Raw genomic sequence first — 12,226 nt, 5'->3', positions numbered from 1 at the left:
CGTCAGAAGCCGGTGAACAGGCGGTCGAGGGCGCGACGGATGTCGTCTTCGTACGGCTTGAGATCGCCGACGGATCGCTTCGGGTCGGACTTGGCGATCGGGGCCATTTCCGCCAGCGAGAGGTGCAGGGCCTCGTCGTTCAGCTTTACGGAGACAGAGACGCGCGTGAAGTCGCCGCTCCGAGACTCGCGGATCAACGGCGCGATCAGCGCCGACGGCATCTCATCCACAAAATGGGATTGCATCAGGACGATGAAGGGTGCGGCGGCCCGGGAGCGAGGCGACGGATTCGGGAACAGGTCGAACTGACGCATCACCAGGTCCGGAAGTCCTCGCCGAAGATGCCGTCGCGCGCGATCCGCTCGTTGTAGGCCTTGAGCGCCTCAGCGTTTTCCTCAGCCCAGGCACGAGCGTCTGCGGCGCGTTCCGCTTCTGACTTCAGGGCGTTCCGCCGCCGCGCCAGCGCCTGCTCGACACCAGCCAGCCCTGCCGTCGTCAGGTCAACACCCAGCCGCTCTGCCTCAGCGACTATGGCGGGATCGATCTCGATCTTCAGTTCGGCCTTGCCCATCAAGGCAGCCTACACCTGAACTGAAATTGCCGCCACCAACCCGGGGTAGGCCCCCGCTATCCCGGCGAGATCATCTTCTCGGGCCGCACCCACGCGTCGAACTCCTCGTTCGTCAGATAGCCGCCGCCGACGGCCTCTTCGCGCAGGGTCGTCCCGTTCTTGTGGGCCGTCTTGGCGATCTTCGCGCAGGCGTCATAGCCGAGCTTGCCGTTCAGGGCCGTGACAAGCATCAGCGAGTTGTCGAGCCCGCGTTTGATATTGTCCTCCCGCGGCTCGATGCCGACCACGCAGTTGTCGGTGAACGACACAGCCGCATCGGCCATCAGCCGCACCGATTGCAGGAAGTTGTAGGCCATCACCGGGTTGAAGACGTTCAGCTCGAAATGCCCCTGCGAGCCGGCGAATGTCACCGTGGCGTGGTTGCCGAACACCTGGACGCAGACCTGGGTCAGGGCCTCGGACTGGGTCGGATTGACCTTGCCCGGCATGATCGAACTGCCCGGCTCATTCTCCGGCAGGGCCAGTTCGCCCAGGCCCGAGCGCGGGCCGGAGCCGAGGAAGCGGATGTCGTTGGCGATCTTGAACAGGCTGGCGGCCACCGTGTTGATGGCCCCGTGGCTGAAGACCATGGCGTCATGCGCCGCCAGGGCCTCGAACTTGTTCGGCGCCGTGATGAACGGCAGGCCGGTGATGGCGGCGATCTTCTCGGCCACCATCTCGGCGAACCCGACCGGCGCGTTCAGCCCGGTGCCGACCGCCGTGCCGCCCTGGGCCAGCTCCATCAGTTTGGGCAGGGTCAGTTCGATCCGCTCGATGCCGTTGGCGACCTGCTGCGCATAGCCGCCGAACTCCTGGCCCAGCGTCAGGGGCGTGGCGTCCTGCGTATGCGTCCGGCCGATCTTGATAATGTGAGCCCAGGCCTTCGCCTTGGCGGCCAGCGCCCCATGCAGATGTTTCAGCGCCGGGATCAGGTCGTTGACCAGCTGTTCGGCGCAGGCCACGTGCATCGCCGTCGGAAAGGTGTCGTTCGACGACTGGCTCATATTGACGTGGTCGTTGGGGTGGACCGGCGTCTTGGATCCCATCTCGCCGCCCAGCATCTCGATCGCCCGGTTCGAGATCACCTCATTGGCGTTCATGTTCGACTGGGTGCCCGAGCCGGTCTGCCAGACCACCAGCGGGAAGTGGTCGTTGAGCTTGCCTTCGATCACTTCATCGGCCGCCGCGACAATGGTCTCCCCCAGCTTCGGATCCAGCTTGCCCAGCGCCATGTTCGTCTCGGCCGCCGCGCGCTTGACGATGCCCAGCGCCCGCACGATCGGCAGCGGCTGCTTCTCCCAGCCGATGCGGAAATTGCCCAGCGACCGCTCCGCCTGGGCGCCCCAATAGCGGTCCGAGGCGACCTCTATGGGGCCGAAGGTGTCGGTTTCGGTGCGGTTGGTCATGGCGGGCGCGGCTCTTCAGGCGTGGCGGGAGGATGCGCGGCGGTGTAGCACGGGCAGGCGAGCGGACAAGCGGAGGAGCCTGCGATGCGGACGATGATACTGGCGGCGGCCTCGGTCGCGCTTCTGGCGCTCCCGGCCTGCGCGACCACGGCGACCGGCGACGACCTGCCACGCGTGGTGCTGGAAACGGACGCCGGCCGCATGGTCGTCGAGCTGGAACTCGAGCGCGCCCCCCTGACCGTGTGCAACTTCCTCAGCTACGTCACCGACGGCGACTATGCGGGCGGAAGCTTCTTCCGCACCGTGGTCAGCGCCACCAACGACAACCCCAATCCCATCGACGTCATCCAGGCCGCCACCCCGCGCGGCTCCGACGACGACTCGCGCCCGTCCATATATCTGGAGCGCTCCCGCGACACCGGTCTCGGCCATCTCGCCGGGACCATCTCCATGGCCCGCGACGGTCCCGACACCGCCACCTCCAGCTTCTTCATCGTGACCCGCGACACGCCCAGCCTCGACTTCGGCGGCGGACGCAATCCCGACGGCCAGGGCTTCGCCGCCTTCGGACGGCTGGTCGAGGGGCTGGACGTCGCCCAACGCATCCAGATGTCGCCTGCCGACGCCGAAGAGCAACTGACCCCGCCGGTCGCCATCCGCTCCGCGACCCTGATCGGCGAGGTCCCGCCCGGGTGCCGCCCTTGACGGCGGGATGGATCGGCACGGGCAAGGTCCGCCTGCGCGAGGCCGGCGAGGCGGTCGAGATCACCATCGACGGCCTGACCACCCAGGCCAAATACTACAAGCCGCTGGTCTATGAGTTCATGCGCAAGGAGTGGAGCGCCCGCCCGTCGTGGGGCGATTTCGTCGTCGAGATCGTCATGGAGCACGTCGGCGACCCGCCGCATATCGACCTCGACAACCTCGCCAAGGCCCTGCTGGACGCCATCAAGGGCTATCTGTTCCACGACGACGCCCAGGTCGCCCGCCTGCTGGTCGAACGCCGCGCCGGCGAGCGCGAACGGATTACGATCCGGGTGTTTCCGCGGGCCTGACTATCGCAGCCGCTCGTACCGCAACACCCCCACCACCCCGCCGCCGCCGTCGCTGGGATGGTTCACGCCGTCGTTGACCGGCGCCACGGCGAAGTCGAACGGGCTCACGCCTTCCAGGCACGCGGCGTTGACCCCGTACTCATTGGGGTTCGAGCGACGCTGGTGATGGGTATAGATCCCGCATTTCGCGCAGAAGAAATGCCGCCCCACGCCGGTGTTGAACCGGTCAGCGCCTCCGCCCCCTCCAGCACCTCTACCCCGCCCAGCCCCGCCGTCACCGCCACGGCCCCGCGCATCCGGCACAGCGAGCAGTCGCAGCGCCGCGCGCTGTCCATACCCTCGCTCAGCCGCACCTGGAATTGCACCGTCCCGCAGTGGCAGGCGCCGGCGTCCAGCGCCCCTCGTCGCTGAGAGGCGTCCCGCCGCCCGCCTATTTCTTCCGGAACTGGTCCAGCGACACGACCTTGGGACCATCGTCGCCGTCGGTCGGCGGGGTGGGCTCGGCGGCCGCCACCTCGGCGGCGATCTCCTCCACGGTGGCGGGCGCCTCGAACTGCAGCAGGAACTGCACCGACGGATCATAGAAGCGGGTCACGGCCGTGTAGGGCATGGCCAGAACCTTGGGCATGCCGCCGAATTTCAGCATGATCGAGAATTTCGTCGGCTCGACCTTCAGGTCCCAGTACTGGTGCTGGAGGACGACGGTCATCTCATCGGGATATTTGGCCAGAATGTCCGGCGGCACGCTGACGCCCGGCGCGCGGGTCTTGAAGGTCACATAGAAATGGTGCGCCCCCGGGATGCCGTCGGGCAGGGCGGCCCGCTCCAGCGCCGAGCGGATGACGCCGCGCAGGGCGTCCTGCGCCAGCTGCTCATAGTGCATCTCGTCGACGGGGGGCGTCTCTTCGGCCATGGGTCGCCTCGGCTGTTCGGGCGAACTGATAGCCGCGAGCGGGCGCGTGCGGAAGGCGCCAAGATGGTGAAAGTGCCAGGGGTTCTGTTGGCAGGCCCCCACATCTTCCAAAAGCAAGAGGAGGGCGCGTCACTGGAGGTAGGTGGAGGGCTTCTGTTGGCAGGCGCCCTCCGGGCCCCGCCCCGGGAACTGATCCCCGAGGACTTAAGTGTTCGAAATCACCCGAACCGCTTATGCGGCGAGAGCGACTTCTCCAGCGAAGTTATCGTTCGCAGTTAGAAAATGGCCCGATACGGTGGGCCAGGACGGGCGAAAGCAGTCTTCTTTACACGTCCGTCGATGCTAGTCGGCCCCATGCTCGCTCCGCCGATAACGCGGGGAAGAAATGGTGGAGCCGCCGGGAATCGCACCCGGGTCCGGTCCGCTTATTACAAGCGCGTTTATCGCCATAGTCCGGGCGAACCCGGACAGGGGGAATATAGGCGCTTTGGATGTGGCTTCCAAGGGCTTCGCCACGGTGGCGCACTCGCGCAACAGGAGCAGCGCCCTTGACCCGGACTCCGGGAACTGTGTTGTGTGACGTCTTGTTGGGGAGAATTCCGATGCGTCCTGTGACCTTCGCCGCCGTGGCCGCCGCGCCGCTGCTGCTGCTCGTGGCCTGTGACCAGTTCATGCCGGCGCCCGCGCCTGCGCCGGATCCCGCGCCGCCGCCGCCCGCGACGACCACGGTCTTCGGCGGCCTTGACCTCAGCCAGCCCTTCACCGTCCGCGGCAATGAACCGTTCTGGGCCATCGCGGTCACGTCGGCGACGCTCGACTACAACGGCGTCGATCGGCCCCAGGAGACCGCCGCCAACCCGGGCCCCCAGGTTACGACGGCGGTAGCGACCTATACGGTCACGACCAGCCTCAATAATCCGCTGGTCATCATCCTGACGATCGATCCGGCCTGTTCGGACGGCATGAGCGAGACCGTCTATCCGCTGAAGGCGACGGTCGTCCGCCCCGGCGAGACCCTGACCGGCTGCGCCGGCGCCTGATCCCGGCGGGCCCGGTCAGACCCGGGTCCATCCGGGCGTCTGGTTCCTGAACCAGGTCAGTTGCCGCTTGGCGTAGTTGCGCGTGGCCTGCCGCGTGGCCTCAACGGCGGCCGCCAGCGTCGTCTCGCCCGCCAGATGGGATGCGAACTCGCGCACCCCGACGGCCTTCATCGCGGGCAGGGCGGGGTCCAGTCCGCGCGCGACCAGCGCCCGCACCTCGTCCAGCGCCCCGGCCTCGACCATCTGCGCCACCCGCCGGTCGCAGGTGGCGTACAGGGCCGCGCGCTCCGGCTCGATCACCAGTCCCGTCCACGACCCCGGCGCCAGCAACGGCGTCGTGTCGGCGGTCCAGTCGCTGAGCGTCCGACCCGTGTGCTGCGCCACGGCCCAGGCCCGGGTCAGCCTTTGCCGGTCGCCCGCCTCGATCCGCGCCACGGCCGCCGGGTCCGCCTCCGCCAGTCGGCGTCGGAAACGGGCCTCCCCCCCGGCGTCGAACGTCGCTCCCGCCGCCTCCCGCACTTCCAGCGGTACATCGGGAATATTCGCCAACCCCATGGTCAGGGACGTGAAATACAAGCCGGTCCCGCCCACCAGCAGAGCCGGACGTTCCTCCGCCGCCAGTTCGGCCAGGACCGGCATGATCACCCGGCTCCAGCGCCCCACCGACCAGGCGTCCGTCGCATCGGCGACGCCATACAGCCGGTGCTCCGCCATCGCCTCTTCCTCGATGGAGGGGCGGGCGCTCAGCACGCGCAGGTCGGCGTACAGTTGCTGGCTGTCGGCATTGATGATCACGGCCCCGGTCCGCGCCGCCATCTCCAGCGCGCGCCGCGACTTGCCCGAGGCGGTCGGGCCGGCCAGCAGGGTGATCAGGGGCTCGGGCAAGAACGGGCTCGGATTTTGGTCCGGACAGGACGGGGCGTTCGGCGATAGAACGCTCAACCCGACCCGGCAACCCGTCAGGAATCCTCCGTGCCCGACCGCGAAACCGTCCTCGCCGCCCTCGACGCCGTGATCGATCCGAAAACCGGACAGGGGCTGGTCGCCGCCGGTCTGGTTCAGGGTCTGGTTGTCGCCGAAGACAGGGCCGGCTTCGCGCTCGAGGTCGCAGCATCCGACGCCGCCTTCTATGCCCCGGTCCGCGACGCCGCCGAGGCCGCGCTCAAGGCTTTGCCGGGCATGACCCGCGTCGCCGTCGTCCTGACCGCCGAGACCGTGGCCGCCACACCGCGCCGCGCCTCCCTCTCGCCCCAGGCCGTCGATCAGGGCCGTCCCAAGGCCCCGGTCGCCGCGGCCCGTCCGGCCCACGTCCGCCGCGTCCTCGCCGTCGCCAGCGGCAAGGGCGGGGTCGGCAAGTCCACCGTCGCGGTCAACCTCGCCGCCGCCTTTGCTGCAAGAGGCCTGTCGGTCGGCTTGCTCGACGCCGACGTCTACGGTCCGTCGATCCCGACCATGCTGGGCGTCTCGGGCGCGCCGGAATACATCGACAACGCCATCACCCCCCATGTCTCCCACGGTCTGAAAGTCATGTCGGTCGGCCTGCTGACCAAGGCCAATGACGCCATGATCTGGCGCGGCCCGATGGCCTCCCAGGCCCTGACCCAGATGCTGACCCAGACCCGCTGGGGCACGGAGGACGCGCTGCTCGACATCCTCGTCGTCGACCTGCCGCCCGGCACCGGCGACGTCCAGCTGACCCTGGTGCAGAAGACGCCTCTGGATGGGGCCATCATCGTCTCCACCCCGCAGGAAGTGGCGCTGGCCGACGCCCGCCGCGCCCACACCCTGTTCCAGAAGGTCGAGACCCCGACACTCGGCCTGATCGAGAACATGACCGGCCCGGTGTTCGGCCGCGGCGGGGCCGAGGCCGAGGCGGCTCGTCTGGGCATCCCCTACCTCGGCGATCTGCCGCTCGACGCGGCCGTGCGCGAAGGCGGGGACGCCGGCGTGCCGATCGTGGTCAGCGATCCCGACGGGGACATCGCGGGCCGGTTCGCGGGCTTCGCAGAGGCCCTGGCGAAAAAACTCGAGCTTTAGGGTTTTCAAACGCAACCCTAACCGCCACCTTGTGTGTTCCAGTCACCTGAGAACCGATCATGTCCATCGACGCCCTGTTCCGTCCCTTCCAGGTCAAGTCCCTGAAGATGCCCAACCGCATCGTCATGGCGCCGATGACGCGGTCCTTTTCGCCGGGCGGCATCCCGACCAGCGACGTCGCCGGCTATTACCGTCGCCGGGCCGAGGGGCAGGTGGGTCTGATCATCACCGAGGGCACGGTCGTCGAACGCCCTGCCGCCCGCAATGACGCCGCCGTCCCCGTCTTCCACGGCGAGGCCCTGCCGGAATGGAAGAAGGTGGTCGAGGAAGTTCACGCCGCCGGCGGCCTGATCGCCCCCCAGCTCTGGCACGTTGGTTCGGCCCGCGGCCGCGGCGAGGACTGGTCCCCCCTCGGCAAGGTCGACAGCCCCGCGGGCATGACCACCCCGGGCAAGCGCGGTCTGGAGCCGATGACCGATGAGGACATCGCCGACACCATCTCAGCCTTCGGCCGTTCGGCCCGCGCCACCCGCGAGCTCGGCTTCGACGCGGTCGAGATCCACGCCGCCCACGGCTATCTGATCGACCAGTTCTTCTGGTCCGGCCTCAACGACCGCGACGACCGCTGGGGCGGCGGCACGATCCACGAGCGCGCGCGCTTCGGGGCCGAGGTGGTCAAGGCGGTGCGCGAGGGCGTCGGCCCGGACATGGCCCTGATCCTGCGCCTGTCGCAGTGGAAGCTGCAGGACTACGCCGTCAAGAACGCCCTGACGCCCGACGAACTGTCCCAATGGCTGGCCCCGCTGGCCGAGGCCGGCGTCGACGTCTTCCACTGCTCCCAGCGCCGCTTCTGGGAGCCGGAGTTCGAGGGCTCAGACCTCAATTTCGCCGGCTGGACCAGGAAGCTGACCGGCCTGCCGACCATCACCGTCGGCTCGGTCGGCCTCGACGGCGAATTCATCGCGGCCTTCGGCGGCGCTGCCTCCAAACCCGCCTCGCTCGACGGCCTGATCGAACGGCTGGAGCGCGACGAGTTCGACCTCGTCGCCGTCGGCCGCGCCCTGCTGGCCGACCCCCACTGGGTCGAGAAGATCCGCGACGGCCGGCTGGACGAGCTCAAGGATTTTGAGCGCAGCGCGATGGCGACGCTCAGTTGAGGGTATGGGGTGTGGGGGATGGGGTGTCGAGGATGGTATTTGCAGCGCGGCGCGGAACTCTCACACCCCCCACCCCCCACACCCCACACCCTATTCCCCCTCCACCACCACCGCCGTCCCATAGGCCAGCACCTCGGTGACGCCTTCCATGATCTCATTGGCCTCATAGCGCATGGCGATCACGGCGTTGGCCCCCATCGCCTGCGCGTTCGTGACCAGCTCCTGATAGGCCTCGGCCCGCGACGCCTCGGCCAGTTTGACATAGGCGCCCACCCTGCCGCCCAGCATCGACTGCAGGCCGCCGATGGCGTCGGAGATGATGTTGCGCGACCGCACCGTAATGCCCCGCGCCAGTCCGAGCGTCTTCACGACCCGATAGCCGGGCGCGTCATTGGTGGTCACGATCAGCATGGTCATTTCCTTTCACAGCCCGCGTCGGGTCGAGAAGGCGGAGCCTTCTGACCGCGGGCCAGGCATTATGCCCGTCTTTCGAGCACCCGGAACACGAACCCGTGGTCATCCTTCTCGCCCGCCGGATGGACCTCGGAGGATACCTCCTTCCAGGCCCCCTCGTCGAACGCCGGGAACAGCACATCGCCCTCGGGCTCGGCCTCGACCTCGGTCAGGTACAGCCGCCGCGCCCGCGGCAGGGCCTTTTCGAACAGGGCCACGCCGCCGATGACGCAGATCTCGTCGACCCCGTCCTCTTCGGCCGTCTCGCGCGCGATCTCGACCGCCTCGTCCAGCGTCGTGCAGACCACGGCCTTGTGCGCCTCGAAAGACTCGTCGCGAGAAAGGATCAGGTTCAACCGTCCGGGCAGGGGCTTCAGCGGCAAACTCTCCCACGTCCGCCGCCCCATGATGCACGGCTTGCCGAGCGTGATGGCCTTGAACCGCTGCAGATCGCTGCGCAGCCGCCACGGCAGGTCGCCGTCGCGCCCGATTACCCCGTTGCGGGCGCGGGCGACGACGAGAACGAGTTGGGGTAGGGGCATCAGCGCGGCTCCAGCCAGTGCAGCCATTTGCGCTGCATGGCCGCTTCAATATCGATCCCCGCCCGGTCGCAATAGATCAGCAGCATCCCCAGCACATCCGCCGCCTCATCCCCCAGCTTGCCGGCGTCCGCCTCGCCCCGCGCCCGCCCGCTCATGCGCAGATGCTCGGCCGTCAGCTCGCCGAGTTCCTCCTGCACCTTCAGCAGGGCCCAGTCACCGGATCGCTCGATGCCATGCTCGGCGGCGTAGATGTCGGAGATGCGCAGGATAGAGGCGGATAGGTCGGAGAGGTTCATGTCTCGTCCCTCAGCCAGCGTCGATGCAACTCTGCAATTTTTGGCAGGGGATTCCACCACCCGTCCGCGACGTTCAGCGGGGCCAGGTAGGTGAAGGCGTGGGACCAAACACTACGAACCGGGCTCTCGAATACGGGGCGAAGCCGGTTTTCGTCCGCTCGGCCGGCCAATACGGCGTCAGCCATGCCATTGAGGAAGTTGAACAGGGCCTCAACATCGGCGGTGGCCTCACCATCCTCATCCTCGATCATATGCATGGGAGCCCCTTTTCGCAGTCGGGCTCTCGCGAGCGCGATAGGCGGACTGTCCCATTGCGCAATGAACCGGCGCGTCAGTTCCTGGATGTCCGCCTCGGTGAACGGTGACGCCGGCACGTCTGCTGAGGCCGGAATCTCGCTCCGACCGCCTTGCCGCCGCACGGCTTGCAGGATTGCGTGGCTTGCCGGACCCAGGGCAGCTTTCAACCGTCCATCGCCTCGATCAGCCGCATAGCTCAGTGGCATCACTCCGAGTAGATCGGAGGGGAGTTTCAGCGCCTCAGTGTTGCGGGGCGTCACAACAAAGCATCGTTCGATCCCGAGTGAACCGACGAACAGGCCGAGTTCGAACAGCACATTGTCCCTCACAACATTGGATCGCTCGCCACGGACCTCGATGACGTCGTCGGGCGCGAAGATGAAGGCTGCGAAATCCGTGGTTCGGGCTTCCACGACGAGGTCGGCCAGTGTCTGTGACGAAGGCCGAAAAACACCCTGCGTCCATACGGTAGGGTCGGTTTCGTATTCCAGCATCGCCTGGAGTGAATAGGCGACATCCAGGGCCTGCTGGATGATCCTATGAAAAGGCCCGGACGACGCACCGCTATTTGGAGACCTTGGCCGGGATGTGCGGGTGGGCTTGATAGCCCGTAAGCACGATGTCCTCTCGCTGAAACTCGAACAGATCATGGACCCGCCGCTCGAATGACAATCGAGGGAAATCCATCGGTTGTCGTGTCATCTGAAGACGCGATTGTGGCAGGTGATCCGTATAGAGGTGGCAATCACCACCGACCCAAATGAACTCTCCAGGTTCAAAGCCTGTCACGTGGGCGACCATATGCGTCAGCAGCGCATAGGACGCGATGTTGAACGGCAGCCCCAGAAACACATCCGCCGACCGCTGGTACAGCTGGCAGCTCAGCTTTCCGTCGGCGACGAAGAACTGGAACAGGCAGTGGCAGGGCGGCAGGGCCATGTCGTCGACGTCGGCCGGGTTCCAGGCCGAGACGATATGGCGGCGGCTGTTGGGATTGGTCTTCAGCCCCTCGACCAGTTTGGCGATCTGGTCGATCACCCTTCCGTCCGGCGCCGCCCACGAGCGCCACTGTTTGCCATAGACCGGCCCCAGCTCGCCCTCGGCGTCGGCCCATTCGTTCCAGATCGAAACGCCATTGTCCTTCAACCAGCCGATATTGGTCTCGCCGCGCAGAAACCACAGCAGTTCGACGATGATCGACCGCAGGTGCAGCTTCTTGGTCGTCAGGACCGGAAAGCCCTTGGCCAGATCGAACCGCATCTGCCGCCCGAACACCCCCAGCGTTCCCGTGCCGGTTCGGTCGTCGCGCCGGCTGCCGTTGTCGAGGATGTCGCGCAGCAGATGGAGGTACTGCCATTCCGGGTGATCGCCCGCGACGGCGCCGGTGCGGGCGTGGAGATCGGCGAGGGTGGCGACGGCGTTCATGACGACGACTGTGCCGGTGATTCGCGCCGCATGGCAGGTCGCTGATTCGGTTGCTCACAGGAACGTGGCCACACCCTCGGATACCCTACCGTCCCCGGGTCGCGGGTTCGGACGGTTAGAGCGGTCGCCGCTCGACCCTCTGCGTGGATGTACTGCGTTCGACCCCGCCCTCCGCGTCCGTTGTCGTGAGGTCGGCGATCGTTGTCCGACTGACAACGCGTCCTCGATTGTCAGTCGTCAGTGTTGTGGTGATCGTACCCGTGACCTGTTCCGCCTCCCGGGCCTCGAGCGCCGCCTCGAGTGTCAATGAACGGTCACCGGTGATCTCCGCGACCACGAGGTCTGTTTCGGCGCGCTCCCGGCGTATGAAGATCGGATCGACCGGTGTTTCCGCTACAAACGTAGAGCCTTCGACTTCGATCGTCCCTGCCTGCAGAGACACCGGACCAAGACCGCCACGTTCGGTGTACGGAACCCCGGCGCCCAGGGTGCCGAGTCTTAGGTCGAATGCATTGAGAGCCGTGATCACGGACTGCGGGTCACATTCGATCTTGAAGGCGTCCCAAGTGAATATCCAATGGCCGCACGCCTCGCGGGTCATTCCACCGGCTGTCAGCCAGGCATCGATCCTCGCCTCCAGCTCGGGGGCATTGAGCAAGTGCAGCGTCCCATCCGCGGCCTTGAGTACTCTCGCGGGCCATTGCCATTCCCTCGCGCGCTCCTCGGCCGTGGCTCCTAGTGGCAGGTCGAACTCCAGTTCCAGACCGGTGTCGCGAAAGGCAATGACGCGCTCGATCAGCGTCCCTCCGCTCCGGGAGCTCCCCGACGACCCGTTGCCCGACGAAGTCTCGGTCGTGTTCAGCACACGGATTTCATGGACGAAACCAACAGCGTCATCTGGCGACCCCGACTGCGCTCGGAGTACAGTGGGTATCAGCAGGGCGATTGCCAGGACGATGAAACGCAGCATCAGGAGCTTCCCAGCCAGTCGTAAT

16 protein-coding genes and 1 other RNA gene are annotated in these 12,226 nt (G+C 67.0%); 5 read left to right on the top strand and 12 right to left on the bottom strand.

Annotated features, from left to right (window positions below):
• Positions 1-2 precede the first annotated feature (2 nt).
• Genes Q8K49_RS00615 through fumC form a run of 3 tightly spaced genes read right to left on the bottom strand, consistent with a single transcriptional unit; the run spans position 3 to position 2,016 of the window.
• Positions 3-314 carry a CcdB family protein gene (locus tag Q8K49_RS00615; protein ID WP_305303491.1) on the bottom strand — a complete coding sequence of 104 codons (312 nt, stop codon included), beginning with the start codon at positions 312-314 and terminating at the stop codon, positions 3-5.
• Positions 314-571, bottom strand: a complete 258-nt coding sequence (locus tag Q8K49_RS00610) for a type II toxin-antitoxin system CcdA family antitoxin (protein WP_305303490.1) — start codon at positions 569-571, stop codon at positions 314-316. Before Q8K49_RS00610 ends, Q8K49_RS00615 begins: the two co-directional genes overlap by 1 nt.
• 56 nt (positions 572-627) lie before the next feature.
• Complete coding sequence (gene fumC / locus Q8K49_RS00605) at positions 628-2,016, bottom strand: class II fumarate hydratase (protein WP_305303489.1); 1,389 nt, start codon at positions 2,014-2,016, stop codon at positions 628-630.
• An 84-nt stretch (positions 2,017-2,100) separates the two neighbouring features.
• On the opposite strand from fumC, the gene Q8K49_RS00600 reads away from it, so the two are divergent.
• Both Q8K49_RS00600 and Q8K49_RS00595 read left to right on the top strand, forming a co-directional pair.
• Complete coding sequence (locus tag Q8K49_RS00600) at positions 2,101-2,721, top strand: peptidylprolyl isomerase (RefSeq protein ID WP_305303488.1); 621 nt, start codon at positions 2,101-2,103, stop codon at positions 2,719-2,721.
• Entirely contained in the window at positions 2,718-3,071 is a 354-nt protein-coding gene (locus tag Q8K49_RS00595; protein WP_305303487.1) for a RusA family crossover junction endodeoxyribonuclease, read from the top strand. Before Q8K49_RS00600 ends, Q8K49_RS00595 begins: the two co-directional genes overlap by 4 nt.
• A 430-nt stretch (positions 3,072-3,501) precedes the next feature.
• Here the strand turns inward: Q8K49_RS00595 and Q8K49_RS00590 are convergent, their stop codons facing one another.
• Together Q8K49_RS00590 and ssrA are read right to left on the bottom strand one after the other, a co-directional pair.
• Complete coding sequence (locus Q8K49_RS00590) at positions 3,502-3,984, bottom strand: SspB family protein (RefSeq protein ID WP_305303486.1); 483 nt, start codon at positions 3,982-3,984, stop codon at positions 3,502-3,504.
• Between the two features lie 141 nt (positions 3,985-4,125).
• Positions 4,126-4,492, bottom strand: a transfer-messenger RNA (tmRNA) gene (ssrA, locus tag Q8K49_RS00585).
• 94 nt (positions 4,493-4,586) lie between these two features.
• Between ssrA and Q8K49_RS00580 the strand changes: the two genes are divergently transcribed.
• Positions 4,587-5,024, top strand: coding sequence for a hypothetical protein (locus Q8K49_RS00580; protein WP_305303485.1), 438 nt, complete (start codon positions 4,587-4,589; stop codon positions 5,022-5,024).
• 15 nt (positions 5,025-5,039) lie between these two features.
• On the opposite strand, the gene miaA is transcribed toward Q8K49_RS00580, so the two are convergent.
• On the bottom strand, positions 5,040-5,909 hold the full coding sequence (miaA, locus tag Q8K49_RS00575) for a tRNA (adenosine(37)-N6)-dimethylallyltransferase MiaA (RefSeq protein WP_305303484.1): 870 nt from the start codon (positions 5,907-5,909) through the stop codon (positions 5,040-5,042).
• Between the two features lie 87 nt (positions 5,910-5,996).
• Here miaA and Q8K49_RS00570 point away from each other — a divergent pair, with 87 nt between their 5' ends.
• A complete protein-coding gene (locus Q8K49_RS00570; protein WP_305303483.1) occupies positions 5,997-7,061 on the top strand; it encodes an Mrp/NBP35 family ATP-binding protein in 1,065 nt (354 codons plus the stop codon).
• A gap of 59 nt (positions 7,062-7,120) precedes the next feature.
• A complete protein-coding gene (locus Q8K49_RS00565; RefSeq protein WP_305303482.1) occupies positions 7,121-8,218 on the top strand; it encodes an NADH:flavin oxidoreductase in 1,098 nt (365 codons plus the stop codon).
• Between the two features lie 90 nt (positions 8,219-8,308).
• On the opposite strand, the gene Q8K49_RS00560 is transcribed toward Q8K49_RS00565, so the two are convergent.
• The 6 genes from Q8K49_RS00560 to Q8K49_RS00535 form a co-directional block, all read right to left on the bottom strand.
• On the bottom strand, positions 8,309-8,629 hold the full coding sequence (locus Q8K49_RS00560; protein ID WP_305303481.1) for a YbjQ family protein: 321 nt from the start codon (positions 8,627-8,629) through the stop codon (positions 8,309-8,311).
• A 65-nt stretch (positions 8,630-8,694) separates the two neighbouring features.
• Positions 8,695-9,213: a dihydrofolate reductase gene (locus Q8K49_RS00555; RefSeq protein ID WP_305303480.1), complete on the bottom strand. Its 519-nt coding sequence runs from the start codon at positions 9,211-9,213 to the stop codon at positions 8,695-8,697.
• Positions 9,213-9,509, bottom strand: coding sequence for a phosphoribosyl-ATP pyrophosphohydrolase (locus tag Q8K49_RS00550; protein ID WP_305303479.1), 297 nt, complete (start codon positions 9,507-9,509; stop codon positions 9,213-9,215). Before Q8K49_RS00550 ends, Q8K49_RS00555 begins: the two co-directional genes overlap by 1 nt.
• On the bottom strand, positions 9,506-10,456 hold the full coding sequence (locus tag Q8K49_RS00545) for a nucleotide-binding protein (protein WP_305303478.1): 951 nt from the start codon (positions 10,454-10,456) through the stop codon (positions 9,506-9,508). Before Q8K49_RS00545 ends, Q8K49_RS00550 begins: the two co-directional genes overlap by 4 nt.
• Positions 10,371-11,231, bottom strand: coding sequence for a thymidylate synthase (locus Q8K49_RS00540; RefSeq protein ID WP_305303477.1), 861 nt, complete (start codon positions 11,229-11,231; stop codon positions 10,371-10,373). The genes Q8K49_RS00545 and Q8K49_RS00540 overlap by 86 nt, the downstream gene beginning before the upstream one ends.
• 115 nt (positions 11,232-11,346) lie before the next feature.
• Complete coding sequence (locus Q8K49_RS00535; RefSeq protein WP_305303476.1) at positions 11,347-12,201, bottom strand: hypothetical protein; 855 nt, start codon at positions 12,199-12,201, stop codon at positions 11,347-11,349.
• Positions 12,202-12,226: the final 25 nt, after the last annotated feature.

It is taken from the genome of Brevundimonas sp. (assembly GCF_030682035.1).
Taxonomy (GTDB): domain Bacteria; phylum Pseudomonadota; class Alphaproteobacteria; order Caulobacterales; family Caulobacteraceae; genus Brevundimonas.
The sequence above is the reverse complement of the archived record's forward strand: the minus strand, read 5'-3'. Positions and strand labels throughout refer to the sequence as shown.